Annotated in this window: 23 protein-coding genes and 1 other annotated feature; of the genes, 11 read left to right on the top strand and 12 right to left on the bottom strand. The window is 37.0% G+C overall.

The genetic code is table 11. The annotated features are described in order from the left end of the window. The first annotated feature begins 106 nt into the window (after positions 1–106). Together LG276_RS17815 and LG276_RS17810 are read left to right on the top strand one after the other, a co-directional pair. Complete coding sequence (locus LG276_RS17815) at positions 107–751, top strand: hypothetical protein (protein ID WP_251162542.1); 645 nt, start codon at positions 107–109, stop codon at positions 749–751. 15 nt (positions 752–766) lie between these two features. Then, positions 767–1,306 carry a GrpB family protein gene (locus LG276_RS17810; protein ID WP_251162543.1) on the top strand — a complete coding sequence of 180 codons (540 nt, stop codon included), beginning with the start codon at positions 767–769 and terminating at the stop codon, positions 1,304–1,306. A 28-nt stretch (positions 1,307–1,334) separates the two neighbouring features. Here the strand turns inward: LG276_RS17810 and LG276_RS17805 are convergent, their stop codons facing one another. Continuing rightward, positions 1,335–2,222 (bottom strand): LysR family transcriptional regulator, encoded by an 888-nt coding sequence (locus LG276_RS17805; RefSeq protein WP_224938768.1) that lies wholly within the window; start codon positions 2,220–2,222, stop codon positions 1,335–1,337. A gap of 148 nt (positions 2,223–2,370) precedes the next feature. Between LG276_RS17805 and LG276_RS17800 the strand changes: the two genes are divergently transcribed. Beyond that, the gene (locus LG276_RS17800) at positions 2,371–3,591 is read left to right on the top strand and encodes an MFS transporter (RefSeq protein WP_251162677.1); all 1,221 of its coding nucleotides are present in this window, start codon (positions 2,371–2,373) and stop codon (positions 3,589–3,591) included. Positions 3,592–3,887: 296 nt separating this feature from the next. Here LG276_RS17800 and LG276_RS17795 read toward each other — a convergent pair whose 3' ends face one another. Further along, on the bottom strand, positions 3,888–4,799 hold the full coding sequence (locus tag LG276_RS17795; protein WP_224938767.1) for a LysR family transcriptional regulator: 912 nt from the start codon (positions 4,797–4,799) through the stop codon (positions 3,888–3,890). Between the two features lie 118 nt (positions 4,800–4,917). On the opposite strand from LG276_RS17795, the gene LG276_RS17790 reads away from it, so the two are divergent. The 6 genes from LG276_RS17790 (at position 4,918) to LG276_RS17765 (ending at position 8,252) form a co-directional block, all read left to right on the top strand. Then, a complete protein-coding gene (locus LG276_RS17790) occupies positions 4,918–5,472 on the top strand; it encodes a flavodoxin family protein (RefSeq protein WP_251162544.1) in 555 nt (184 codons plus the stop codon). Between the two features lie 2 nt (positions 5,473–5,474). After that, positions 5,475–5,840 (top strand): cupin domain-containing protein, encoded by a 366-nt coding sequence (locus LG276_RS17785; RefSeq protein ID WP_095372238.1) that lies wholly within the window; start codon positions 5,475–5,477, stop codon positions 5,838–5,840. Positions 5,841–5,862: 22 nt separating this feature from the next. After that, the gene (locus tag LG276_RS17780; RefSeq protein ID WP_251162545.1) at positions 5,863–6,117 is read left to right on the top strand and encodes a DinB family protein; all 255 of its coding nucleotides are present in this window, start codon (positions 5,863–5,865) and stop codon (positions 6,115–6,117) included. Then, positions 6,102–6,320 (top strand): hypothetical protein, encoded by a 219-nt coding sequence (locus LG276_RS17775; RefSeq protein WP_251162546.1) that lies wholly within the window; start codon positions 6,102–6,104, stop codon positions 6,318–6,320. Before LG276_RS17780 ends, LG276_RS17775 begins: the two co-directional genes overlap by 16 nt. 425 nt (positions 6,321–6,745) lie before the next feature. Continuing rightward, complete coding sequence (locus tag LG276_RS17770; RefSeq protein ID WP_251162547.1) at positions 6,746–7,192, top strand: DUF6376 family protein; 447 nt, start codon at positions 6,746–6,748, stop codon at positions 7,190–7,192. A 52-nt stretch (positions 7,193–7,244) separates the two neighbouring features. Next, positions 7,245–8,252 (top strand): hypothetical protein, encoded by a 1,008-nt coding sequence (locus tag LG276_RS17765; protein ID WP_251162548.1) that lies wholly within the window; start codon positions 7,245–7,247, stop codon positions 8,250–8,252. 327 nt (positions 8,253–8,579) lie between these two features. Here the strand turns inward: LG276_RS17765 and LG276_RS17760 are convergent, their stop codons facing one another. The 3 genes from LG276_RS17760 to LG276_RS17750 are packed head-to-tail and all read right to left on the bottom strand — an operon-like array spanning position 8,580 to position 11,042. Continuing rightward, positions 8,580–9,737 carry an acetoin utilization protein AcuC gene (locus LG276_RS17760; RefSeq protein WP_251162549.1) on the bottom strand — a complete coding sequence of 386 codons (1,158 nt, stop codon included), beginning with the start codon at positions 9,735–9,737 and terminating at the stop codon, positions 8,580–8,582. Between the two features lie 5 nt (positions 9,738–9,742). Further along, positions 9,743–10,384: an acetoin utilization AcuB family protein gene (locus LG276_RS17755; protein ID WP_224938759.1), complete on the bottom strand. Its 642-nt coding sequence runs from the start codon at positions 10,382–10,384 to the stop codon at positions 9,743–9,745. A 25-nt stretch (positions 10,385–10,409) separates the two neighbouring features. Beyond that, a complete protein-coding gene (locus LG276_RS17750) occupies positions 10,410–11,042 on the bottom strand; it encodes a GNAT family N-acetyltransferase (RefSeq protein ID WP_095372243.1) in 633 nt (210 codons plus the stop codon). Between the two features lie 895 nt (positions 11,043–11,937). Between LG276_RS17750 and acsA the strand changes: the two genes are divergently transcribed. Then, positions 11,938–13,656: an acetate--CoA ligase gene (gene acsA / locus LG276_RS17745; RefSeq protein ID WP_251162550.1), complete on the top strand. Its 1,719-nt coding sequence runs from the start codon at positions 11,938–11,940 to the stop codon at positions 13,654–13,656. A 447-nt stretch (positions 13,657–14,103) separates the two neighbouring features. Here the strand turns inward: acsA and tlp are convergent, their stop codons facing one another. Both tlp and LG276_RS17735 read right to left on the bottom strand, forming a co-directional pair. After that, entirely contained in the window at positions 14,104–14,349 is a 246-nt protein-coding gene (tlp, locus tag LG276_RS17740; RefSeq protein ID WP_224938757.1) for a small acid-soluble spore protein Tlp, read from the bottom strand. Positions 14,350–15,199: 850 nt separating this feature from the next. Continuing rightward, complete coding sequence (locus LG276_RS17735; RefSeq protein WP_251162551.1) at positions 15,200–18,124, bottom strand: transglycosylase domain-containing protein; 2,925 nt, start codon at positions 18,122–18,124, stop codon at positions 15,200–15,202. A gap of 180 nt (positions 18,125–18,304) precedes the next feature. Next, positions 18,305–18,528, top strand: a binding site (T-box leader). A gap of 66 nt (positions 18,529–18,594) precedes the next feature. On the opposite strand from LG276_RS17735, the gene tyrS reads away from it, so the two are divergent. Beyond that, a complete protein-coding gene (tyrS, locus tag LG276_RS17730) occupies positions 18,595–19,845 on the top strand; it encodes a tyrosine--tRNA ligase (RefSeq protein WP_224938755.1) in 1,251 nt (416 codons plus the stop codon). 62 nt (positions 19,846–19,907) lie between these two features. Here tyrS and LG276_RS17725 read toward each other — a convergent pair whose 3' ends face one another. From LG276_RS17725 to LG276_RS17705, 5 genes are read right to left on the bottom strand one after another with little or no spacing between them, the layout of a single operon-like run. After that, positions 19,908–20,405, bottom strand: coding sequence for a glycosyl-4,4'-diaponeurosporenoate acyltransferase (locus tag LG276_RS17725; protein WP_281202176.1), 498 nt, complete (start codon positions 20,403–20,405; stop codon positions 19,908–19,910). Continuing rightward, on the bottom strand, positions 20,402–21,535 hold the full coding sequence (locus tag LG276_RS17720) for a glycosyltransferase family A protein (RefSeq protein WP_251162553.1): 1,134 nt from the start codon (positions 21,533–21,535) through the stop codon (positions 20,402–20,404). The genes LG276_RS17725 and LG276_RS17720 overlap by 4 nt, the downstream gene beginning before the upstream one ends. 6 nt (positions 21,536–21,541) lie before the next feature. Next, the gene (locus LG276_RS17715; RefSeq protein WP_251162554.1) at positions 21,542–23,032 is read right to left on the bottom strand and encodes an NAD(P)/FAD-dependent oxidoreductase; all 1,491 of its coding nucleotides are present in this window, start codon (positions 23,030–23,032) and stop codon (positions 21,542–21,544) included. 12 nt (positions 23,033–23,044) lie between these two features. Then, positions 23,045–23,908, bottom strand: coding sequence for a phytoene/squalene synthase family protein (locus tag LG276_RS17710; RefSeq protein ID WP_251162555.1), 864 nt, complete (start codon positions 23,906–23,908; stop codon positions 23,045–23,047). A 12-nt stretch (positions 23,909–23,920) separates the two neighbouring features. Further along, positions 23,921–25,447, bottom strand: coding sequence for an NAD(P)/FAD-dependent oxidoreductase (locus tag LG276_RS17705; RefSeq protein WP_281202178.1), 1,527 nt, complete (start codon positions 25,445–25,447; stop codon positions 23,921–23,923). Between the last annotated feature and the right edge of the window lie 220 nt (positions 25,448–25,667).

Below are 25,667 nucleotides of genomic sequence, written 5' to 3'. Positions count from 1 at the left end.
CATACTCATTATCCTTTAATATTTAACTGATTTTTTCAACCTATAGACTGACTTTTAAACAACGGTCATTTTGTATAATGAAAGAAACGGTAAGGAGGAGAAACGTATGCAAATAAAAGAGCTGACAATATATGTAGGTAATTACAATGAAACGAGAAAATTTTATGAAGAAGTGATGGGTCTAAATGTATATAAAGAATCTAAACAACAGATTACATTTCAGGTTGGTACAAGTCTGTTAACCATTCAAGAGGAGATTGAACAGGCATCTTTTTATCACTTTGCTATTAATATTCCACCTAACTTACTTCAATCAGCGAAAGTTTGGTTAAGTAATAGAGTTAAATTGGCAATGGAGGAGGGGGAAGATGAGGTAGACTTTAAGGAAGCGAAAGCAAAAGCGATCTATTTCGAGGATCCATCCGGTAATATCGTTGAATTGATTGCAAGAAAAACGTCCGCAGTAGCTAGTGAATCACATTTTCATAAGGCTCATTTTTTAAATATAAGTGAGGTAGGTATCGTTACAAACCATATAATAGAGCTTGCTCAGCAATTACAAGATAAAGGAATACCAGTGAGAAACAACGAATCAATTAAACACGAGAAATATTTAAACTTTTTCGGAGAATATGAAGATGGAGTTTATATTATTGTTGCTCCTGTTGGTAGAAGGTGGATTTTCTCAAATAAATACGCTAAAGAAGCACCAATCATTATTCGAACAGATAGAGGGACTATTCAATCCTAGGAAATGGAGGTAATCATGAGGAAAGTAGAAGTACTTAATTATGATAGACAATGGTCTACGGCCTTTGAAGTAGAGGCACAGAAGTTAAAACGAGTCTTTAAAGATAATATGATAGTCATTTTTCATATCGGTAGCACCTCAGTACCAGGCCTTAAAGCCAAGCCGATTATTGATATATTACCGGTTGTCAAAGATATTGCAGAGGTTGATGATTACTTAATTGAAATGAATGCATTAGGGTATGAAGCAAGAGGAGAGAATGGTATAAGAGGAAGAAGATATTTTCAAAAAGGACATGATAATCGTATGCATCATCTTCATTTTTTTGCAAAAGACAATAAGGAGATTATTAGACATCTTGCCTTTCGTGATTATTTACGGACTCATCCATTAGAAGCTGAAAGATATGGTGCCTTAAAAGAATCGTTGGCCATCAAGCACTCGACAGATATCCATGCCTATATTGAAGGAAAAAATGCTTATGTGAAAAAAGTTGAACAGAAGGCATTGGTATGGTTTGAACGGTTCGGGAATCTTCACCAACATCGGTTTTGAATATATCTTTCTGGATGGCTTTGTATTTTCACCATCCAGAAGAGACATATTGGTCTGTCACAAATTTTTTAAACGTTTTTGTAATGGGTGACATATAACGGCTTTCTAACCAGGCAATACCAATCATACGGAAGCAATGTGGTCGGCTAATTGGAATTTGTATAATCTTACTTTTGTTGATACCTTTCAAATCAGGTAAAACTGAAACCCCAAGCTCTGCAGCAACTAACCCCGCGACTGTATCTGCCTCATCACCTTCAAACGTAATTTTTGGCGTGATGCCTGCATCTAAAAAGAGCCCCTCAACGGTCTCTCTTAAAGAATATCCTTTCTTTAAATGAATGATTGGTTCATATTTTAGTTCTTCGAGTGTAATAGAGTTTTTCTTTGCTAGCCGATGGTTTTTAGGTACGACAGCAAAAAGTTCTTCTTCCCATAACTTCATCCAGCCTACCTGATCATTTTTTTCATTAGGTGCAATAAAACATAAATCAATTTGCCCATTATAGAGTTGTTCTAACATGACATGTGAAGCTCCCTGACTAAGTCGGAAATGTGTCTCAGGGTAAGAATCACGGAATTGTGAAATCATATCGGGGATAATGTTGGTACTTAATGTGTGGAGAAAGCCAAGAGAAATCGTTCCAGTATGCGGTTGAATAAGGTCTTGAATTTCTTGCTTAGCTTCTACATACTCTTGAATCATTTTCTCTACTCTTCGTAAAAAGATAACCCCATAAGCATTAAGGTGAATAGCACGCCCCTGTCTTTCAAATAATGGCACACCTAATTCATCCTCTAGCCTCGCAATGGAACGACTTAATGCAGACTGAGAAATCAATAGTTTCTCTGCTGATTGTGTCATATGTTCCGTTTCCGCAAGAGTTCGAAAATAAAGCAATTGTTGAATATCCATAGACTCACTCTTTTCCATTACAATAATACATTGTTTTTATTATTATAATGCATTATACAAATCGATTCAAAGGTGGTACGATGTTTAATATTAAAGAATATGTTACAAGACAAGAACTATTCTAAAAGAAAGAAGAGAACATGAATTGATGAACGGCATACAACAAGGTAGCAATCTTTTCAAAAAAGTGAATATCGCATTTTTTGCTGCGGGGTTTAATACTTTTGCCATACTCTATTGCATGCAACCATTACTGCCGGAGTTTTCGAAAATTTTTTCTATTACCCCAGCAGAAGCAAGTCTCTCCCTCTCCCTGACAACAGTAGTTTTAGCGATTAGTATGTTATTTTTTGGGTCTATATCAGAGGTGTGGGGAAGAAAACCGATTATGGTTTATTCCATGTTCATTTCCTCATTTCTGTGTATTTTGACGGCATTTAGTCCTTCTTTTGAGATATTACTTATTTATCGTGTGCTCATTGGTGTGACACTTGCAGGCTTGCCTTCTATTGCAATGGCTTATTTATCTGAGGAAATGAATCCGAAAAGTTTAGGAAAGGCAATGGGCCTTTATATTAGTGGGAATGCCACAGGCGCTGTCTTTGGGCGTGTGTTTACGGGTGTTATTACAGATTACTTCAGCTGGCAAATTGCTATCCTTGGCGTGGGACTGATTGGCTTTATTGCCACAATGTATTTTCAACGAAGTTTACCTGATTCAAAATTCTTTAAACCGAGATTATTAAACCTTCGTTCATTATCCCATTCTTTAATTGACCATCTTAAAGATCCAATGTTGTTAGCTTTGTTTTTTATCGGTTTTTTACTATTAGGCAGCAATGTGGCATTGTTTAACTATGTTGGTTATTTATTAATGAGCGAGCCATTTTCATATAGTCATGCAACGATTGGCTGGTTATTTCTTATTTATTTAATCGGTGTAGTTAGTTCTACAATTAACGCAAAACTTGTTCGTTCTTACGGTAAAGAGAAGATGTTAGTTAGTTATTTCACCTTGGCCATAGTAGGTACAGTTTGTACGGCTATACCTCATATCATCGGCATTCTTTTAGGTTTATCTATCTTTATATTTGGCTTTTTCGGGGCACACGCCATTGCTTCAAGTTGGGTTGGCCAACGAGCAACACATGACAAAGCACAAGCCTCTTCGCTTTATTTATTTCTTTATTATTTCGGCTCTAGTGTCGGTGGTACAGTTGCTGGATTCTTTTGGTCGCGCTACGAATGGCATGGAGTCATCGGCATGGTTGTCATTTTTCTTATGATAGGATTTGCGCTTGTTGCAAGTCTACAATATATGCAAAAAAACGATGTAGTGTTGAAACAACAGTGGCATTCTTATAAATAAAAATGATTGATGATTGAGCGCTCAATCAAATATTTTTATGAGAGTAATAGACGATAGTAAAAAACCAATCTGATCAAATCGGATTGGGTTTTTTCATATAAGGAAATGATGGACAAGAGTGGAAAAGCAGAAGTGAAAGCCGAGCGATGGTGGTGTTAGCCTTTTCATTAGTAAATTTTGTTTCCTTGCGAAAATTTAGATTGTTTGCGTTACAACTTGTTACGACATTATTTCACATAGTGGAGACGATCATTAAATAGTAACTGCCAAGCTATCGATAATAGGATTAACTCTTATTAATAAGAACCAACAGCTTTTTTTCTCTCCTCTTTAAATACGTTTCTAGTTAAATCAATAAATGCTTGTAGTGGTGGTGTCATTTGTTTGTTTTTATGCCAAGCTATTTGTGTATAGAGTTGAATGTGTTCGTTTGGCCAAATAACTTCTTTTAATTGACCGTTGTGAAGCTCTTTATTGACGACCATGGCGGGAAGAAAAGCCACACCTAGTCCAGCTATTACACATTGTTTAAGGGCCTCTATACTCACAAACTCAATACTGTTATGCAAAAAGACATTTTCCCCCGCTAAAGTCTGCTCCAATAAAGTGCGATAGGCACATCCGATTTCGGTTAAGAGAAATGATTCATTTTGTAAATCTTTTAGGGTAACGCTTGATTTAATTGCATACTCTGGCGCTGCGACCATTTTTAACTCTTCAATTATTAATGTCTCTGTCAGTAAGGTCTCAGGGGTTTTTCTCACATCCATGATAAAGGCAAGGTCGAGTGTACCATCATCTAAAAGTGCTCTTGCTGAATCATCAGAATGGGCAGGTTTAAACGTCAATTTTACATGAGGAAACTGTGATTTAAATAATTGTAAAACTCGTGGAAGTCTGTAAGTACATTGACTTTCTTGTGCGCCAATTGTTAAGGAGGCTGTTCTAAACTGTTTGTCACTTATTTTTTGTAGTGCCTCATCATTTAACCTTAACATTTGGTCAACATACTTCTTGTATTCTTTACCGGTAGCGGTCAAGACAAGTTTTTTTCCCAACCTTTCAAAAAGTGGGTGTTGCAGTTCTGCTTCTAATGCTTTTATTTGAGCGGTTACACTTGATTGTGCAAAATTAAGCATTTTTGCAGTTTTTGTAAAATTCAAAGTAGTGGCCGCTGTTTGAAAGGTCTTTAATTGCTTCATATCCATTTTTTCACCTTCTGCATTGATCGTATTTTTCGATTGATGATATCTATATTATCATCTGTATCTATTAATAGAAACAGATTAAACTTAATATGATAGGAAACTAGAGGAGTGAATCGTAATGAATATAGCAGTCATATATGGTGGAACACGTAAAAGCGGGAATACTGAATGGTTGACGAAACAAGTGATAAATGGGGTGAAAGTTAAGGAATTTCATTTATCTAACTATCAAATAAATGCTATAAAGGATCATCGACATAGTGAAGGCGGTTTTCCTCTAGTGGATGATGATTATCAACAATTAATTCAAGAAATAATGACATATGAAACGTTAATATTTGCTACACCTATTTACTGGTATAGTATGTCCGGTATGATGAAGAATTTTATCGATCGTTGGTCCCAAACACTCAGGGATCCCGAAATGAAACACTTTAAGAAGTCCATGGGAAATAAACAAGCTTATGTCATTGCTGTTGGTGGAGATCAGCCAACGATCAAGGGATTACCAATGATTCAACAATTTCAGTACATCTTTGATTTTATAGGAATGAAGTTTTTAGGATATATATTGGGTGAAGGAAACAAACCGGGAGATATCGAAAAAGATACGAGGGCAATAAATGCAGCAAAAGAAATGAATAAAGTTATTTCACAAGGAAATGAGGCATAAAAATGAACAATCAACCCATTAACATTCAGGAAAAACTAACAAAATTTCATACGTTTTGGTCTCCAAAAGTTGTTGCAGAAATGAATAATTATCAATTGAAGGTCGCTAAATTCTCAGGGGAGTTCGTGTGGCACAAGCATGATGATACAGACGAAGTATTTTTGGTAGTTAAAGGTGAATTAACGATTCGCATGAGAGAAGAAGATGTGGTATTAAAGAATGGTGATTTATTCGTTGTCCCTCAGGGAGTAGAACATTGTCCATATGCAAAAGAAGAGTGCCATGTCATATTAATTGAACCGAAAGGAGTGATTAATACAGGAGAGGTGAAATCATCATTGACGGCTGAAAATGATGTTTGGATTTAAGAATGCAAAAGGGGGCAAAGTGATGGAATTAAGGGAGGTATTAAAAGAGCAATTAAATGCATCACATCATGAAAATGGTTGGTTTGTTAGTTTGCTGAATAGCATAGTCAATTTGAGTGACGAAGAGGCAGATTGGAAACCGAACGAAGACGTTCATAGTATCCATGAAATCACAACACATCTTCTTTATTATAATGAAAGATACTTGCATCGCTTCAAAGAAGAATCAGTGGATGACAATCGAAAGAAGATACTTTTCAGATGGATGAAGGGGTAACTTTTTCTCATACGAGAGAGAGGATTCATCATTTATATAATGATTGGAAAAAAAACCTAGAAGCAGCGGATGATTTAGTTATGAATCATGCCAGTGAGGCATTGAGTCATCTTTATTTGCATACGGCGTATCATACGGGTCAAATCATCTTGTTGCGCAAATTACAAGGAAAGTGGGATGCATCCCAAGGAGTGGAAGGCTAAGCTTGATTGGGCTTTAAGCTCATATTTTTCTAATTGAAAACTGTCATCGACTTCTTCTTTCATATGAAGGTTGCAATCAGTTGCAGGTTAAATATGGGCATGGTATAATTGGGAAAACTTAAATATCAACTACCTTTTGTCTAAAGGGGAGTAGCAGTTACAGTAAAGTCGTCAGTACAGGGACTTTCCCTCGGCTTTATTGGCAACATTCGTTGTTTGCGAGACCTTTACCAAGTTTCTTTGGTAAGGGTTTTTGTCGTGCTTTTAAAAAAAGAAAGACTAACTCATTTATGAAGGAGTGAAGACTAATGGCTGTGAAAAAATTATTAAAGAGACTCATTCAAAAAGAAGGCGTGAAGTTTTTGAAGAAAAAAGCAGTGCCAATCATAAAAGAACAGTTAAAGAAAAGAAAGGGTAGATAAGGGATGAAAACAAAAGTTTACCTTGCTGCTTTTGGTTTGTTGTTAAGCTTGTCTGCGTGTTCGCCAATTGAAGATACAAAAAATACGTTGGCATACGTAAATGATGTGGAAGATTATATGAATGAGATTACACAGTTTGCCAACGAATTTCCGGAACAAGCAGAGCAAGCGATAACGGATGAGAATGTTGCAGCATCACTGGAAAAAAATGTAGAGGATTTACAAAATGCCATCGATACAATTGAAAACACTGAGGCACCAGAATTAATTGATAGTCTGCATGCTGAATTGGTGCAACAAAATGAAGCATTATCTACGCAGTTAGTTAAGCTTGAGGAAAGTTTGGAGAAAGGGACATTATCTGAGGCATTTATCGAGGACCAAGAATTTATGCAAACAATTAATGACATCACATCCATTTACAATGAAATTGAAAATCTTGGAGAATAGACGCCCGTGATCCTATTAAGTTAAAACAAGCAGAGACTGGGACAAAACAGAGTTGAGCGCTTCGCAAAAGGGAATAGCAAGTCACTCAGAAGGAAAACCAGAGCTGAGCGCTTGGCAAAAGGGAATAGCAAATCACTCAGAAAGAAAACCAGAGCTGAGCGCTTCGCAAAAGGGAATAGCAAGTCACTCAGAAAGAAAACCAGAGCTGAGCGCTTGGCAAAAAGGATTAGCAAGTCACTCACAAGGAAAAACAGAGCTGAGCGCTTCGCAAAAGGGAATAGCAAATCACTCAGGAACAAAACCAGAGCTGAGCGCTTCGCAAAAGGGAATAGCAAATCACTCAGGAACAAATCCAGAGCTGAGCGCTTGGCAAAAGGGAATAGCAAGTCACTCAGAAGGAAAACCAGAGCTGAGCGCTTCGCAAAAAGGAATAGCAAATCACTCAGAAGGGAAACCAGAGCTGAGCGCTTCGCAAAAGGGAATAGCAAGTCACTCAGAAGAAAAACCAGAGCTGAGCGCTTGGCAAAAGGGAATAGCAAGTCACTCAGGAACAAAACCAGAGCTGAGCGCTTCGCAAAAGGGAATAGCAAGTCACTCAGAAGAAAAACCAGAGTTGAGCACTTCGCAAAAGGGAATAGCAAGTCACTCAGAAAGAAAACCAGAGCTGAGCGCTTGGCAAAAGGGAATAGCAAGTCACTCAGAAGGAAAACCAGAGCTGAGCGCTTCGCAAAAGGGGATAGCAAGTCACTCAGAAGAAAAACCAGAGCTGAGCGCTTGGCAAAAAGGATTAGCAAGTCACTCAGAAGGAAAACCAGAGTTGAGCGCTTCGCAAAAGATGTTAGCAAGTCACTCAGAAAGAAAACCAGAGCTGAGGGCTTGGCAAAAGGGAATAGCAAGTCACTCAGAAAGAAAACCAGAGCTGAGCGCTTCGCAAAAGGGAATAACAAGTCACTCAGGAACAAAACCAGAGCTGAGCGCTTCGCAAAAGGGAATAGCAAGTCACTCAGAAGAAAAACCAGAGCTGAATGCTTCGCAGGATTTTTTTCTGCGGGAAAAATAAGAATATAACAGTAAATATAAAAGAATGCGAATCATAATATGTGTTTCTTACTGTCAGCGCCCAGCAAGCTGCTTACACTCTGTTACAATAATGTTTAGCTACTTCTTCATAAAAGAGAAGAGGTTAGGACAAAAGGTTTGCAGCAACTCAATTAAAAAGGCCGAACTATGATTAGACAAGCTCACACATCGGGAACATGCTACAATAGTTCAGCTTTCTATATTGATAATTTAGCTCATAGATCAATAGGTGATGTTAGTTATGTTACCTAACCTTTATCATTACTTAATAACTTCTGTCCCAAAACTTTGCGCCTTACTTCATTTTTTATTCATTTTTTCCTCTTATGGGATAAAGCGCTTTTTCCACCGTTTTAGCGTTTTTTTCAGTGATTTCATTTTTTCTTGGAATGGGATTATATATATCCGATGAATCTTCCCAAGTTTGTGGCAGCTTAAATGGAGACTCCTTTTGCCACTTTTCAATCCAATCAGAAGGTAATGGTCCTGTACCGCTTGAATTTTCAATCATTTCTAACCAAATAAGTGACCAAGCTCTCGGAACTACCCGCCAGATATCATATCCGCCCCCACCAACGGCTATCCATCTTCCTTCACAATATTGATGGGCAAGTTGGTGAGCAAGCCTTGGTATTTCTTTATATATTCTCATTGTTGCTGAAAGATGTGTTAACGGATCAAAGTAATGCGCATCAGCACCATTTTGGGTGAAAATAATATCTGGTTTAAAAAACGCTGCTACTTCTTTAAAGGACGTTTCGTACGCATGTAGCCAGGAATCATCCTCTGTAAAAGCGTCTAAAGGTATATTAAAAGAATAGCCATATCCATGACTATGACCTCTTTCGTTAATATTCCCTGTTCCGGGAAATAAGTATCTACCGGTTTCATGGATAGATAATGTACATACATTTGGGTCATCATAAAACGCCCATTGTACACCATCACCATGATGAGCATCCGTATCAATATAAAGGACACGAGCATTATATTTTTCTCGTAAATATTTGATTGCTACTGAGCTGTCATTATAGATACAAAATCCAGATGCCTTACCTCTAAAGCCATGATGAAGTCCCCCGCCTAAATGAAGGGCGTGTTCTGCCTTCCCTTGCATGACATAATCAGCAGCAGTCAATGCGCCTCCAACAAGTAAGCTACTGGCCTCGTGCATTTGAGGGAAAATAGGGGTATCCTCGGTTCCAAGCCCGTAACTCTCTGCCTGCTCTTTTGGAAGCTCATTATTACCTGCTAACTTTACAGCACGAACATAACCTGGATCATGAATGAGTAATAATTCTTCTTCTGTTGCTATTCTAGGTGCAATCATGTGTGTGTCTTTTATCGCATGGATAGATTGTAGTAAATCTAAAGTTAATTTTAGGCGTTGCTGATTAAAAGGGTGCTCAGCATTAAAGCGATAGTTAAGTAATGCATCAGAATATAAAAAAACAGAACGGTCCATGATGTTCACTTCCTTGGATCTATAGGCCAGAGTACAGAATGTCCTTCCTCACGTAATTTGTCTACAAGAGAAAGCGGATTCATTGTTTGGACTCTAAGGACTATAATTTTATAATTACTATCCTCTTTATCTGGATAGACGAGGACACTAAGAATATTGGCTTTTAAATTACGAAATACGGAGGTAACTTCAAATAGCTTACCTGTACGATTAGGCACTCTTACTTCGATTTGTGACCCTGGCTGATGGGCACCTGTTAATTCTACATAAGTATGAAGGAGGTCTGTCTGAGTCACAATGCCGACTAATTGGTTTTCGTTGAGAATGGGCATACAACCGATGCGGTGCTCGTAAAGAGTCGCAGCGATATCTTCTACAAAGTCTAATGGGTGTCCAGAAATAATATCCGTCTTCATAATTCGTTTAATTGGTTGTGAGAGGCCTTCTTTTAATTGAACTGTATCTAGTATAGAAGGCGTCGCATCTCGTATATCTCGATCTGTTACTAAGCCGATCAGGTGATTGGCTTCATCGATAATGGGCAAATGGCGGATTTTTTGATCACGCATGAGTTGGAGTGCATCAGCAATGAGGTGATTTTCCGTAAGTGTAAAGATTTCCTTCTTCATCATTTCTTCAACAATCATTTAAAATCCCCCTTTTTAAGAAAAACTAATACATAAAGCGATTCATAAATCGAAGTTTATCGAACTGTTGAATGGAATCTGTGCTTACCCGATTACCAATCCGGGCCATTAGACAATTAGCAGGATGGGAGCTGATTTCTGGATCATCGGTAGCAAACCAAACAAGTCCCCCGGCATTCATCATCTTTTCCATGATTTTGCGGTACTCCCATACGTTTAAACCAGTTCCTTTTAAGTCCCAATGCCAATAATATTCGGTAGTAATAACAATATAATCTTCCATCGCATCATCCATCATTGATACGCGTAAGATACTTTTTCCTGTACCCGTTCCACGAAAGGCAGGAATCACTTCTATTGCCCCTAGTTCGATGAGATTATTCATTTTCCCTTCTGACCATCTTTCTAATGGGTCTGGATATAAATAAGTCGCATAGCCTACGATCGTATCTCTAAATCTAGCAATAATGATTCTTCCTTCAGGTAATCCAGCAATCTCAATTAAAGCCTTCCTCTGTTGCTCTGGAGGTCTGAAAGCAACAAGATCATGATGAAAGTCATAGGTTTTTAGAACATCGGCAGAAATCGGTCCTTCAATGATTAATTCTCCGTTTGCCGTATTCAATTTCATCGCATTATACGTTTTCAGATGCTGCAATTCATTCACCGCCTAAAACAAGTAATCTTTCTATCTATTATACATAAACTACTGAAGCGCTTTCATATAAAAAACATCAATTTAATGACAATTTAAAATAATATGTAGATTATATAAAAATTTCAATGGAAATTGAAACCTTTTTATTTCATTTGCCCTCTATTTGATCAATGGAAAAGGAGATATTAACATAATATTTACGTCAGTCTTTTTAGATTACTCTTAACAGGCAATGTACCAGTGAAGAAAATCATAGCAGCGAAAAAAAGTAAGAGCGTTTGTTAAAGCTATCAGTATAAAGTTAAAAATCCAGAGTAGCTTCAACAGTAGAGGAAGTGAGGGAGGATGTAAAACCTTATTTGTCAGTAGGTAAGTATAAAAAAACAGCTGGCTGATCGAACTGTTGACATTCTAGCAAAAGTGGCTGCACAAATAAATAAGCATATCTTTAGAGCAGAAAGCAATTGGTAGGTGAGAGCAAATCTAAGTATATTTTAGATTTAGTATTTAGTAGTAAAAATGAAGATGAAACGATAGCAAGACAAGAAGAATTGAAGAAGGATAGCCCATTTTTTAGTTCAGATGCACGAGCAAACCGTGTTTGCTCAGTATCTTTGCCGGTCCTACTATAGTTGTAAGAGCAAATCCCTGTAGCTCAACTATCCTTGCCCATTTCCCTTTAGATGTACGCGGAAATCCCCTTTACTCATCTATCCGTGTTTGGAAAAATCGTATCAATAACACAGAAGGTATCAACTTTTAATGGTTATCCGTTCTTAACTTACAGTTTAATAAGTCTTTATAGATAATTTACTGCCTTATAATTTAAAAAATTGTGAAAAAAAAGTATTTATATTATAATAGTTTAAACAAGTTTAAAGGGGGATAAATAAACATGAAATTGGAAGCGCTGCCAGCAATACAAGGTAACCATAATTTGAAAAATTATGAGGAAGCGTATAATAGTTTTGATTGGACAGAAGCGAAAAAGCAATTTTCTTGGTACGAAACAGGAAAAATGAATTTGGCGTACGAAGCCATTGACCGCCATGCTGAAAGTGATAAGAAAAACAAGGTAGCGCTCTATTATCGTGAAGGTGAGAATAAAGAAAAGTATACCTTTAAAGAGATGAAGGACTTTTCAAACCAAGCGGCTAATGTACTAAAAGCACATGGAGACGTTGAAAAAGGTGATCGCGTATTTGTTTTTATGGGACGGTCACCAGAACTTTACTTCTCAGTTCTTGGCGCAATCAAGCTAGGTGCCATAGTCGGACCACTATTTGAAGCCTTTATGGAGGGAGCAGTAACAGACCGTTTAGAGGATAGCGAAGCAAAAGTCCTTATTACGACTCCTGAACTTTTAGATCGTGTACCCGCTGATAAATTACCAAACTTAAAGCATATTTTTGTTGTTGGTGAGAATGTGGAAGAAAATGGAAAATTATTAGATTTCCGTAAATATATGCAAAAGGCTAGTAAAGAATTAGAAATTGAATGGGTAGAACCGACAGACGGTCTAATTTTACATTATACTTCTGGTTCCACTGGTAAACCAAAAGGTGTGCTGCACGTTCACAATGCAATGATTCAACATTATCAAACGGCAAAATGGGTATTGGACTTAAAAGAAGATGATGTTTATTGGTGCACGGCTGACCCAGGTTGGGTAACAGGAACTTCTTATGGTATTTTCGGACCTTGGTTGACAGGAACATCTAACCTTATTGTCGGAGGCAGATTTAGCCCAGAAACATGGTACCAGGCGATTGAAGATTATGGTGTTACGGTTTGGTATAGTGCACCAACAGCTTTTCGTATGTTAATGGGCGCTGGGGATGAAGTAGTGAAGAAGTTCAACTTAAGCACTCTACGACATGTGTTAAGTGTAGGTGAGCCATTGAATCCTGAAGTTGTGAGATGGGGAGTGAAAGTATTCAATAAGCGTATTCATGATACGTGGTGGATGACTGAAACGGGTGCTCAACTCATTTGTAACTACCCATGCCTAGAAATTAAACCTGGCTCCATGGGTAAACCAATTCCAGGGGTGAAAGCAGCCATTGTCGATGACCAAGGGAATGAACTACCACCAAATCGCATGGGCAATCTGGCCATAAAAAAAGGGTGGCCATCTATGATGCACACGATTTGGAATAATAAAGAAAAATATGATTCTTACTTTATGCCAGGTGATTGGTATGTCTCAGGTGATTCCGCTTATATGGATGAAGATGGCTATTTTTGGTTCCAAGGAAGAGTCGATGATGTAATTATGACCTCCGGCGAACGGGTAGGACCGTTTGAGGTAGAAAGTAAGCTCATCGAACATCCAGCTGTTGCTGAAGCTGGTGTCATAGGAAAACCGGACCCGGTCCGTGGCGAGATTATTAAAGCCTTTATTGCGCTAATCGATGGCTATGAAGCAACAGATGAACTGAAAGAAGATATTCGTCAATTCGTTAAAAAGGGGTTAGCTGCACACGCTGCACCTCGTGAAATCGAATTCCGCGACAAACTACCAAAAACACGTAGTGGTAAAATCATGCGCCGTGTATTAAAGGCTTGGGAATTAGATTTACCTACGGGCGACTTATCTACAATGGAAGACTGATCTTACAACCATACACAAGTCAAATAGATAGAGTAGTAAGAAAGATTTTTGGGTATTTTGAAATGACGGGTCAATGATAGGAGATTCCTCTCTTATTGACTCGTTTTTTAGTATTGAGGAAAGTTTTTTAGGAAAACAACATTTTATGCTATCTATACATAAAAGGGTGGTTAATAGCTATAATGAATGTTTTCCTTGTTTTAATGGATGATGTTTAAAAGTAGGAATTATTAATTTGCATATACGAAAAAATTGATAAATTAATCTAGCCTCTTTTTTATAACCACAATAGAATGCAAAATAAAATGGCCACAGCCCTATAGAATATAGAGCAATGGCCCCTTACATTTATGTTATTTTCAAGGTCGGCAGTCAATTGTCAGCAATTTTGTTAGAAGTATAAACATCAAATACAATTGCTCCACAATTTTAATTAGTATTTAGAAATTAATTTAAATCATTATTATATTCATTATGCGAAGCTTCATCTTTAATTTCTGAGCGTAAACCGTCGATACTTTTTCTCCGTCTTTCATTTTTATTCACTATTTCATTTTTTTCTTGGGTACTCAACTCTTCTGAGTGAGCTTTAGTGTAGTCCTCAGCTTCATTGATATTCTGAAGAGTATTGTCAATGGTATTTTGAATTTTTCTCACATTATCTGAACGGTTGTCTGGTTTGGCATTCGTCATATTATCCCTCCTAAGATTAATTCTTTCAGTATTTTCTCCTAACACTTCGGAAATATTCTTACTAAGTTTTTTTCGCTACTTTAGGCAATTTATAAATTTCCCCAAATTCCAGTTGATAACTATATGAATTTGAATGGATCATAAATTGATTTATGGTGCCGGTTTTCTAGACTATTTTCGTTAAATATTTAATACAAAAAATTGAATAAGTAGAAATTTGTTTAGAAAAGATAAGATGTAATGTAGTTTGATTTTTAATTGATATGAAGAAGAAAAAATTCTACTTAACTGCTATTACATTCCTCTTAAAAGATTTTGAGAATCCTTTCCGTACATCAAAAGGTACTCTCTCTTTCCATTTCATAACCCCAATTTTTAATGGCTGTAGTAACGAATCCCTAATTCATCTGCCAACCCTTTAACTTTTAGACCTTTTCATATATCTTTTACCCGGTGTTATGTGAAAACTCTCCTATGAATATCTGTTAAAACTTTATCCTTTCTTTGCAATAAAAAAATCCCCTCCAAGTAGCATTCTTCCTTCATGGTAAGATGAAGGCTTTTTTGAATATCTACTTTAAGGGGATATTAAACAACTGGTAAACTTTAGTAGTACCACTTCGAGAATGATTTACTTTGTTTAGTTATTTTAGGGTAGTAACAAATGTCATTGTGTTTTTTTCTATAAATTCTTTCTTACATGCCCGATTATCCTGCTCTTTTCGTATTCTTCAGCTTTGATTTTAGACTATCGCCAATTAATTCTAATCAAACGGAATTTACACCAGGCGTTTAATTTTGTGCGAATGACATCTCTTTTAATTTGAAAAATGAAATGACCAGATTCCTGCTATTCTTCATCACTCGTATCCGGTTGATCTTCTTCCGCAGGAGGATTTTCTGTTTCACCTTGAGGCTTTTCCTCTTCCGGTTTTTCTTCTGGTTTGCTATCCGTTTCTGTTTCCTTATCTGTTTGTTCCTCTTTAGGCTCGTTTTCTTTTGCTTTTTCTTTTTCTTCTTGTTGTGGCTTCTCTTCTTCCTTCACTTTTCCAACTTGGACTTTGCTTGAAGGTGAAGATTCATTACCGGCAATATCAACTGCTGTAACATGGTATTCACCATTGCCACCTTTATAGCCTAAGGAGTTACCGGCTTTGATACTGGCTACTTTTTTACCGTCTTTATATACACGATAACCAATGACGTCATTTTCAGGATGTTGCCCCCAAGTAATGGAGTTACCTGATGCTTTAGCATTTGGTGCAGCTGGCTTTTTGCCATTTTCACTCATTTTATCGGCTGCAACGAGTACTTTAGCCCATTTATCCCTTTTCGGTAATAAGTCACTTGGATTCGCTCTAATGCCAAATAGTTTTTCAATATAATCGGCATCTATGACCATACCAGGATCAGAAAATTCCGCTGGTGTGGATTCAAGTGCCAAATACTTTTTATCCCCTATATGGACAATTCTACCTGTTCCAAGACTATCATCTGATTTAGACGGAACGTATTTTGCATTAAAGATGTCAGTATCAACAAGCCCTGCTTCAGAGCAAGCTTGAGAAGGGATTAAACCACTAATTGCACAGAATGAGCGACTGACTATACCATCAGGTCGTTTAAAGGTTTTATCTGGCTTCATGAGTTCAGGATTTGCATCATAAGCAGCGTTCATCAAATCAGCCCATAAGTAATTATTACGTGCGCTATAAGATAAACTACCACTTGCTTTTAGAGACTTAGGCGTATCGTAGCCACTCCATAGACCAGCGGTAACATTTGGGTTAGACGCGACAAACCAAGCATCTTCAAAGTTATTACCTGTCCCTGTTTTTCCTGCCCAATCGGCACTAAATTTTAAACGGTTTTTAACAGCAGTGGCTGTCCCACTATTAATAACCCCACGCATTACATCTATTGTTAAGTATGCTGTTTGTGGAGTAAAGACTTCTACTTCCTTCGTTTCATGTTCGTAGATGACATTGCCTTCTTTATCAGTAATCTTATCAATCATATAAGCATCTACGAATTTACCGTTATTAGCAAATGTTGTAAATGCATTCGTATTTTCCTCAACGGAAACACCATTTGTTAATGAACCTAATGCAGCTGATCTATTCGTTTTATCTTCTGCGGTTAATGTGGTTATACCCATCTTTTCAAGATATTGTGCCGGATTTTGGCTCAAAATATCGGTATAAAGTTTAACGGCAGGGACGTTATAAGATTGTTCAACGGCATACCTTGCTGAAACTAAACCATGGTAGGTAAAAGAATAGTTTTTTGGCCAATAGTCACTTGAACCTGGATTTAAGCGCAGTGGCACATCGGGAAGAATACTTCCTGGTTGTGCTGCACCAAGTTCGAATGCAGGACCATATACAAGTAATGGTTTCATGGTTGAGCCGTTTGGTCTTAAAGTATCGGTTGCATGGTTAAGGTCTTCATTTAAGGATACACCCTTGCCACGACCACCAACAAAGCTCAGAATTTTCCCTGTACTGTTTTCAATAAGTTGTCCCCCAACTTCCACTGGTTCCATTACTTCTTTTTCTTCACCATCGATTACATAGGTTGCACTTTTGGCAGGCCCGTAGTTAGGATAATCTTTAACAACTTTTTGCCAAGCTTCATAAATATCTTTATCAATAGTTGAGTGGACATGATAACCATTCTGTCTTAATGCTCGATCAGCTAAAATAAGATATTCGTTTTTAAGGTCACCAGTTAAATCAGCTTCTTCATATCCATCTTGTTCTGCTAAGATGGATGCTAAAAGTTCTTTGGCACGGTCTTGAATTTCATAAGTTAAATAAGGGTATTTTTCAATCGCATCATCATTTTTCGGTTTTCTAAAGTCAGCAACAATATCATACTCACTAGCTTCTTTATATTCTTTTTCAGTAATTCTTTCATCATCGTACATTCTCTTAAGTACGACTTTCATACGATCAATGCCTGGTTGCAGAGACTCCTCATCCTTCAAGCCACCACCTTGTTGGAATGGTGTATAACCAAAAGGTGACTGAGGCATACCAGCAATGAAAGCTGCTTGCGGAATAGACACATCTTTAGCATCAACACCAAATAAACCTTGGGCAGCAGCCTGAACGCCAGCGATATTTCTACCTTCTGCATTGCGGCCAAAAGTAGAGACATTTAAATAAGCTTCAAGAATCTCCTCTTTATCGAAATAGTTCTCTAACCTTAATGCGAGTAAGATTTCTTTTGCTTTACGATCAAAAGAAACTTCGTTTGTTAAGATCTGGTTTTTTATCAGTTGCTGAGTTAATGTACTTCCTCCAGATTGAGTAGAGGCGTTAGTTACTTCTTGAAACAGTGCACGTAGGATAGCTTTTGGTACCACACCTTCGTGCTCATAAAAGTACTCATCCTCTGTGGCAATAACAGCATCTCTCAAATATGGTGAAACATTTTCTAGCTTCACTTCTTCTCTTTCAAGGTCCGTTCTTACATTCCCTAAATATACATCACCAGCGAAATATAATTTTGAGGTTTCCTCATAATTATAGATATCTTTTTGCATATTTTCATAAGAACGAAGGGGTTCATCTTTAACAAGAGAAGCAAAATAGCCAATACCTGTGGCACCTGCAAATGCCCCACCTAAAATAACGGTAATGGCAAGTATTAATAATAAGTTCCATATAACTTGATATGTAATACGTGCGCCTTTTTTGGTTTTATTATGAGTTAAAAAACCGAACGCGGCTTTTGCTTTTTCTATTATCTTGCTGAAGGTTTCATTCATTCGTTCATCCCTCCTAAAATCAAATACATTATAGCATAACCTAACAGGTAATATGACAAGGTTCGTCATAAAGTACAAAATTCATATTTTTCCTATTATGATAAAAAAAAGTTGAAAAAAACGTCATATTGACATTGGTTATTCTTTTATGATAAAAATGCATTATTACGATTCAATTTAATATTAGCGTTGATGGGTCATAAGTAGTCATTCTATCCCTGTTTTCAGAAAGTCGACGGTTTGCTGTGAGTCGATACAAATAGAAGTGCGAAATACCTCCCGGAGCTTTTACTGCGAATGAATATATCTAGTAGTAGTAAACGGTATTTCCGTTATCAGTGAAGAGTGGAGAATAAGGGTGTTCTCAAACTGGGTGGTACCGCGCAAAGAAATGCGTCCCTGCAATAAGCAGGGGCGTATTTTTTTTTGGATAATAGTTTATCTTTTATGAAATAAAGGAGGAAAAGTGAATGAATTTATTAGAAGATTTACAGTGGAGAGGCATTATTTATCAACAAACAGATGAAGAGGGAATGAAGGATCTTTTAGAAAAAGAAAAGATTTCCTTATATTGTGGGATGGATCCGACTGGTGATAGTATGCATATTGGTCATTTATTACCCTTCTTAACATTGAGGAGGTTTCAAAATGCTGGGCATCGTCCGATTGTGTTAGTAGGGGGGGCAACAGGGTTAATTGGTGATCCCAAGGCGACAGAAGAAAGAACACTGCAAACGATTGAGAAAGTACAAGAAAATGTTGCTTCTTTATCACAGCAATTAGAACGTATTTTTGATTTTGAAGGAGATAATGGAGCGACATTAGTCAATAATTACGACTGGACATCGAGTATGAATATTGTCACTTTCCTCAGGGATTACGGTAAACATATTGGGGTTAACTATATGTTAGCTAAGGATACGATAGCTAAAAGATTAGAATCAGGCATTTCTTTTACGGAATTCACTTATACGATTTTACAAGGGATGGACTTTAAGCATCTTTATGAAAATCATCAATGTAAAATTCAAATTGGCGGCAGTGATCAGTGGGGAAATATTACAACTGGGCTTGAGCTTATCCGTAAAATGGTTGGAGAAGGTGCGAAAGCATACGGTATGACCATTCCGCTTGTGACAAAAGCTGACGGTACGAAGTTTGGGAAAACAGAAGGTGGAGCCATTTGGCTAGATGCCGAAAAAACATCACCTTATGAGTTTTATCAGTTCTGGATTAATACGGCAGATGCAGATGTTATTAAATACTTGAAATACTTCACCTTCCTATCACGTGAAGAAATCGAAGCTTTGGAAGTAGCTGTCCAAGACGAGCCTCATTTACGTAAAGCCCAAAAGGCATTAGCAGAAGAAATGACGAGACAAATACATGGTGAAGCAGCATTGAACCAAGCGTTGAAAATTACTGAAGCCTTATTCAGTGGACAAATTAAAGAGTTAACCGCTGCGGAAGTAAAGGAAGGATTTAAGGATGTTCCTTCTTATCAACATACTGGAGAGGGCAATATTGTTGACTTGCTCGTAGAGGCTAAAATTTCGCCTTCTAAAAGACAAGCGAGAGAAGACGTAACGAACGGTGCAATCTACATTAACGGTGATCGTATGCAACAGGTTGATTATCAGTTGAGTGAGCAAGATAAAATAGAGGGTCAATTTACAGTTATTCGTCGCGGGAAGAAGAAATATACATTAATTCAATATTAAAATGAAGTAGCCTATTTCTAATCTGAAAATTAGAGATAGGCTGCTTATCTTTAGTAAACAGTTCATCTAAATTTTTTTAATGCTATTAAGCGTATTAAGCGTGGCCGATTATAGCGTTGTACGATAATAATAGGTAAATTAAATAGTAATGCATAGGCAACCATTACCCAACCTGCCCAAATGGGGTTCCAAATGAAAAATAAACATGCAGGTGGTATGGATAGCCAGTGGGTGAGCTCTGCTCTTCTAGATTCATATAAGAAAACTTCAAGGTCTGACAGAGATACACCCTGTAAGTGTTGTTTTTCGTATCCTTTAGAAATAATATGCTTACCATCTGGAATTTTATGTTTCCACTGTCTTACCTTCACCAGCCACTGCCAAAGCTCTCCGTTTTTCTCCCATTTTTTTGATTGATAAAGAGGAGAATCATTTTTAAACCAACGGAGTGGTAGAGAAGCTAGTAAAAGAGATAAACTGATGTGAATGAAACCCCATGCAAGAATATTAACTGTCAAAAGAGCGAGTGGTGTAAGGGTGAAAATCGGAAAAATATTCATACTTTTACCTTTCTACCACGCCAGTTCACCCTTTTTTTAATCCGCGTTAAATAAAGAGAATATACAAATGTTAGTGTAAAGAAACAAAATAAAAATGGATAAAGGACAATACTCGCTATATGAAAACGACCGATTTTTTGAGACTGCAATATAAGATGATAGATGTAAAGAAGATAAAATCCTAATGAAATAAGTAATAAGCTAAGACTGCTTTGCCATAGTGACAATAAGATGAATGCAACGGAAGAAAAGGCACCGGCAATCCATAAACTTATTAGTATGGTAATAAAAGAATGAGTAGCCTTTGAAGCTGTAGCAAAGCTTTTAGTCCAACCTTCAATCAAACCTTTGATCCCCTCTGGGTACATACGAAAGCTGATAAGGTCTTTACCGCTAATACAATGGACTGGGAATCCCTCTTTACTAAAAATTCCTCCTAACACAAGATCATCCATAATCGCTTCCCCGACTTTTTGATGCCCGCCTGTCTGTAGATATTCATGTGTATTACATAAGATACACGGACCGAATGCACCTGCAGGTGGTATTTTTTGACGAAAAATGGTAAAGACATTCATGCCTGCAAAAACAATCATATTAAATAGTAAGGATAAGTTTTCATAGGATTTTTGAATACGATGAAAAGGCTGTACAGAGAGAATACCGGTTTTTCCGTATCTTTCATATGTTTGCATTAAATTCTGCAAGCTATCAGGATGTTCAAAGAATGTATCAGCATCAAGGAATAATAAGAAATCACCATTCGCTTCGTTCGCGCCAAGCCAGCAGGCCGCTGACTTTCCTTTCCAATTTTCTCTTAATGTGTTGGTATTTAAAACTTTTGCACCGTAATGCATAGCAATAGAAGCTGTGCTATCTACCGAACCATCATCGATGACAATAATTTCTCTTGGCTGCATAATTTGTTGCTGTAATGAAGTGAGTAAGTTCGGCAATCGTTTCGCTTCATTTCGTGCGGGTATAATAATAGATACCTGTTTGATAAGCGGCGCAACCAGTTTTGTACTTTTTTTTTCAGCAGTGGGAATATCCCATAACATTAGCTTCCCAGAAAGGAGGCCAAATATAATGAACAAGACAAGTATGGTGAGAATACCGGTCAGAACCATGATTTGTTACGCCCTTTCTTTTTCAGCAGTCATTATTTTATCACGCACTTGCATACCGCTAAGTGTGACCATCGGCATACCGCCACCTGGGTTTACGGTTCCGCCTGTGAAAAATAAATTCTTATACTTTTCACTTTGTTTAGGGTGTTTAAAGCCTTTGTTTTTGCTCTTATCAGAAACGGTTCCATAGATAGAACCACGATGAGAGTTGTATTTTTCTTTAATATCTTCAGGTGTCCAAAAATCCTCTGTAACAATGGATTGACGTAAATTAGTCAAGCCCATTTCTTCTAATTTAATGAGTACAGTCGTCCTTAAATGCAAATAATCCTTTTTTGTGAAGGGCTGATCTTGAATATACGGGATATGTGGCAGCACCTTAAGATTTTCATGGCCAACTGGAGCCTGACTTGGGTCTGTTTTATTGACATTGACTAAATAGATCGTTGGATCATCTGGTAGTTGTTTTTTATGAAATACTTTATTCATCTGCGTCTTTAAATCTCTTGAGAAAAAGAAATTATGATGACGTAATTGTGGGTATTGATTTTTAACACCAAGATGAATCACTAAACCTGAGCTAGAGGGCTCAAACTTTTTTTCAAGTTTATTAATGTAGCCTATGTTTTCATTCAATAAAAATTGATAGGTTGGAATGACTTCCATATTGGAAATATAATAATCAGCCTTTAAGGTGGTACCATCTGCTAGAATGGCTTCTGTGACTTGATTTTTGCTAGTAGATAATTTTGTTACCTCTTGACCGTGGTAAATATGAACACCAACTTCTTGAGCAAGTTTTGTTAAACCTTCTGCAATTTTGTGCATACCACCAGGTACATACCATACCCCTTGCTTATGCTGCATATAAATCATCATATTAAGTATAGCTGGTGCATCATAAGGTGAAGAGCCAACATATTTGATAAAATAAGAGAGCATTCTCTTGAGATGATGATGACTAATATGATGCTCGATGGCATCATACATCGTGGAAAATAAATCAAACCCTCTAAGTGAGCGGATGATTCCGTGATGTTTGATTACTTCTAATGTTGAATCAAGCCCATGCTTATAGTAACCTTCATTAGTCATTTCATATAACCCTTTACAATAATGAAGGAACTGCTCATATTCTTCTATATCCTTGGATGTTAAATCATCATTTTCAGTGAGCATTTGTTCTAAATTTGAGAAGAGATCAAGCATTTTTCCATCTGGAAAGAAAGCACGCCATTGGTGTGCTACTTCCTTTATTGGAATATATTCAGACATCTGTTTGCCACTGCCGTTAAACAATCTTTCAAAAATATGCGGCATGGTTAAAATACTTGGCCCAAGATCAAAACCAAACCCATCTTGCTCAAGCCTATTTAATTTTCCACCGAGGTGAGCATTTTTTTCATATAATGAAACTTGAAAACCGCTCTGTGCTAAGGAAATACTAGTGGACAGTCCGCCGAGTCCACCGCCGATGACAATGGCTGTTCGCTTCATTAATTATCCCCCTTAATTAGCTAAATCCATTCTTGTATTATTTAATATATCCGCCACATCATCATAGATCATCGCATGCTTTTCTTTAAAACAGTTATATTGTTTGTTTCTAATTTGTGCTAAGTAGCTTCTATAAACTCTTGCAGCGGATAATACTTGGAATTGAGAGTCACGATCAAATAGATGATAGCTCGTTTCAAAGCTGTCATATTCGCTTTCGGCCTTTTGGGCAAGTTCCTCCCATATTGAAATAAATGAAGGGTTAATCACACCTCTTGAAAGTTCTCCAGTTGAATATTGATATTTTACTAGCAAATTTTCTGGGATATATATACGTTGATGATTGCGATAATCTTCACCAATGTCTCGTAAAATATTTGTTAATTGCATAGCATTTCCTAATTTAATAGCTATTGGTCTTAGTTGTTGATAATGCGTCTTAGCGATAATAGGTAGCAGCATAAGGCCGACAGTTCCGGCTACATGATAACTATACTTCAACAACTCATCAATTGTACGAGGGGCTTTGAAGGAAATATCCATTGCTTGTCCTTCTAATTGTTCAAAAAAAGGTTGAATATTCATTTCATAGCGGTTAAATACATCTCGTAATGCTCTCCATAAAGGTAAATCTAGCTCCTTATTATGTTGAAACAGGACAAGTTCATCGTGTAGTTGCTCCAGACGGGTAACTTTTTCCGCCGTACTGTCATGAAGGTCGACCGCATTATCTGCCATTCTACAAAAAGCATAAATGGCATACACTGCATTCGCTTTTTCCTTCGGTAGATGAGAAAAGGTATAGTAAAAACTATTTGAATAGTTTTGGATGATTTTTTCACAATAATAATAATCGTCTAATAGCTGCTGATTCATTACATGCCCCCCTTAAATTTTCTCGTATGCTTTCTCGTCATCTAATATAAGCTCCTCTGAGGCAATTTTTGCTGATAATAAAACAATCGGTACGCCTGCGCCAGGATGTGTACTACTACCGGTAAAGTAAAGATTTTCACAATAAGTAGCTTTACTTTGCGGGCGTAAGTGATTGCTTTGGGTCAAATTTGGTCTTAATCCAAAACACGCTCCATTATAAGCGTTAAATCGATGTTTGAAATCCATTGGAGTGATATGTGTTTCAGAAATAATGTGTTCTTCAATATCTTCGAATCCAGGCATGGTTGATAATTTTTTCATGACTTGCTCGCGGTAGTGTTGCGAGGTTTCATGCGTCCATTCATCCTTAGCTGTAGAGAGCTCAGAAACAGGAACAAGTATATAGAGACCATCTTTATCTTTAGGTGCCATTGTTTCATCAAGTTTTGAGCCGATATAAACATAAAAAGAGGGGTCATTTAATTGATTACCTTCGAATATATCGTCAATGTTTTTCTTTAAAGATTGACTAATATAAAAATTATGGACAGTGTCTAGTTGCTCCACTTTTTTATCCAACCCTATATACATGAGAAAGCAGGAACATGAATATTTCATTTGATCAATCTTTTTATCTGTATATTTCTTTCCTTTAGTGCGCTGATCTTGAATGAGATGTTTCATGGCATGAGGAAAGTCTGCGTTGCACATAACATAATCAGAATGGACAACTTGGTTGTTTGCCTGTATACCATATGCTTTTCCATTTTTTATTAAGATCTGTTGCACGTCGCAGTTGTAATTAATTTTACCTCCTAGTTCTAAGAAAAGTTTTTCCATTGATTTTGCCATCGTATGCATTCCACCTTTTATAAACCAGACCCCATAAAGTATTTCAATCATTGGGATAATCGTATATAAAGAGGGTCCAGTATAAGGCGAAACCCCAATATATAATGTTTGGAAGCTCAGCATACTTTTTATTTTGTCATTTTTGATGTACTTTCCAATAAATGAATCTGCACTATCTAATGTTCTTAATTTGAGCGCTTGCCTCAATACTTTGGGGTTGTAAAAATCTTTTCCGTTCCTAAAAGGTTTTTGTAGAAAGTGTTCTTTGGCAACTAAAAACCGTTTGTATATTTTTTCTAAATAGGTGAGGAATCCTTGGGCATCTTTCTCATCAATATCTTCAAGTGTTTTCATTAATTCAACTAAGTTTGAGGATATTTCATAATGATCTTGAACCTGTTCACTGAAGAAAACAGCGTACATCGGATCGAGTTTTTGCATAGGAATATAATCATCAGGATCTCTTCCGGCAAGTTCAAATATCTCTCTGTATAGTTCGGGCATCATCACGATAGTCGGCCCGAGGTCAAATGTGAAGCCATCTTTTTCGATACGATTCATTTTACCTCCAGGATTACTATCTCTTTCATAAATTTCTACATCATAGCCTGCTTTTTGTAATCGTATCGCACTAGCTAATCCTGCAACACCCGCTCCGATGACTACCACACTTTTTGTCTTTTCCATTGCTTCGCTCCTTTTTTTTCTGTACCTAATGAAAAGGAGAAAGTCTAGAATTTAAGTGACACATATGTCACTTAAGTTTAAAAAAAACCTTTCCTTTTACAATAGATAAATATCCTTAATAGTTTTATTTCAAACCTTTTTTTGTAAATTTTTTTATTTAGATCTTTTCTCTTTTATCTCATATCATTTTTAATAGTTATTTCTTTATCTATATATGTTG

Origin of the sequence: Cytobacillus kochii, assembly GCF_044790165.1 — a bacterium.
Lineage (GTDB): Bacteria > Bacillota > Bacilli > Bacillales > Cytobacillaceae > Cytobacillus > Cytobacillus kochii.
The sequence above is the reverse complement of the archived record's forward strand: the minus strand, read 5'-3'. Positions and strand labels throughout refer to the sequence as shown.

What these genes read in the sequence shown, in the direction of transcription:
- LG276_RS17725 (WP_281202176.1), bottom strand. Translation starts at nt 20,405, where the DNA reads ATGAATATTTTTCCGATTTTCACCCTTACACCACTCGCTCTTTTGACA.
- LG276_RS17815 (WP_251162542.1), top strand. Translation starts at nt 107, where the DNA reads ATGCAAATAAAAGAGCTGACAATATATGTAGGTAATTACAATGAAACG.
- LG276_RS17720 (WP_251162553.1), bottom strand. Translation starts at nt 21,535, where the DNA reads ATGGTTCTGACCGGTATTCTCACCATACTTGTCTTGTTCATTATATTT.
- LG276_RS17760 (WP_251162549.1), bottom strand. Translation starts at nt 9,737, where the DNA reads ATGGACCGTTCTGTTTTTTTATATTCTGATGCATTACTTAACTATCGC.
- LG276_RS17790 (WP_251162544.1), top strand. Translation starts at nt 4,918, where the DNA reads ATGAATATAGCAGTCATATATGGTGGAACACGTAAAAGCGGGAATACT.
- LG276_RS17735 (WP_251162551.1), bottom strand. Translation starts at nt 18,124, where the DNA reads ATGAATGAAACCTTCAGCAAGATAATAGAAAAAGCAAAAGCCGCGTTC.
- LG276_RS17795 (WP_224938767.1), bottom strand. Translation starts at nt 4,799, where the DNA reads ATGGATATGAAGCAATTAAAGACCTTTCAAACAGCGGCCACTACTTTG.
- LG276_RS17800 (WP_251162677.1), top strand. Translation starts at nt 2,371, where the DNA reads ATGAACGGCATACAACAAGGTAGCAATCTTTTCAAAAAAGTGAATATC.
- LG276_RS17775 (WP_251162546.1), top strand. Translation starts at nt 6,102, where the DNA reads ATGGATGAAGGGGTAACTTTTTCTCATACGAGAGAGAGGATTCATCAT.
- LG276_RS17780 (WP_251162545.1), top strand. Translation starts at nt 5,863, where the DNA reads ATGGAATTAAGGGAGGTATTAAAAGAGCAATTAAATGCATCACATCAT.
- LG276_RS17810 (WP_251162543.1), top strand. Translation starts at nt 767, where the DNA reads ATGAGGAAAGTAGAAGTACTTAATTATGATAGACAATGGTCTACGGCC.
- LG276_RS17770 (WP_251162547.1), top strand. Translation starts at nt 6,746, where the DNA reads ATGAAAACAAAAGTTTACCTTGCTGCTTTTGGTTTGTTGTTAAGCTTG.
- acsA (WP_251162550.1), top strand. Translation starts at nt 11,938, where the DNA reads ATGAAATTGGAAGCGCTGCCAGCAATACAAGGTAACCATAATTTGAAA.
- LG276_RS17805 (WP_224938768.1), bottom strand. Translation starts at nt 2,222, where the DNA reads ATGGATATTCAACAATTGCTTTATTTTCGAACTCTTGCGGAAACGGAA.
- LG276_RS17705 (WP_281202178.1), bottom strand. Translation starts at nt 25,447, where the DNA reads ATGGAAAAGACAAAAAGTGTGGTAGTCATCGGAGCGGGTGTTGCAGGA.
- LG276_RS17785 (WP_095372238.1), top strand. Translation starts at nt 5,475, where the DNA reads ATGAACAATCAACCCATTAACATTCAGGAAAAACTAACAAAATTTCAT.
- tlp (WP_224938757.1), bottom strand. Translation starts at nt 14,349, where the DNA reads ATGACGAATGCCAAACCAGACAACCGTTCAGATAATGTGAGAAAAATT.
- LG276_RS17715 (WP_251162554.1), bottom strand. Translation starts at nt 23,032, where the DNA reads ATGAAGCGAACAGCCATTGTCATCGGCGGTGGACTCGGCGGACTGTCC.
- LG276_RS17710 (WP_251162555.1), bottom strand. Translation starts at nt 23,908, where the DNA reads ATGAATCAGCAGCTATTAGACGATTATTATTATTGTGAAAAAATCATC.
- tyrS (WP_224938755.1), top strand. Translation starts at nt 18,595, where the DNA reads ATGAATTTATTAGAAGATTTACAGTGGAGAGGCATTATTTATCAACAA.
- LG276_RS17755 (WP_224938759.1), bottom strand. Translation starts at nt 10,384, where the DNA reads ATGATTGTTGAAGAAATGATGAAGAAGGAAATCTTTACACTTACGGAA.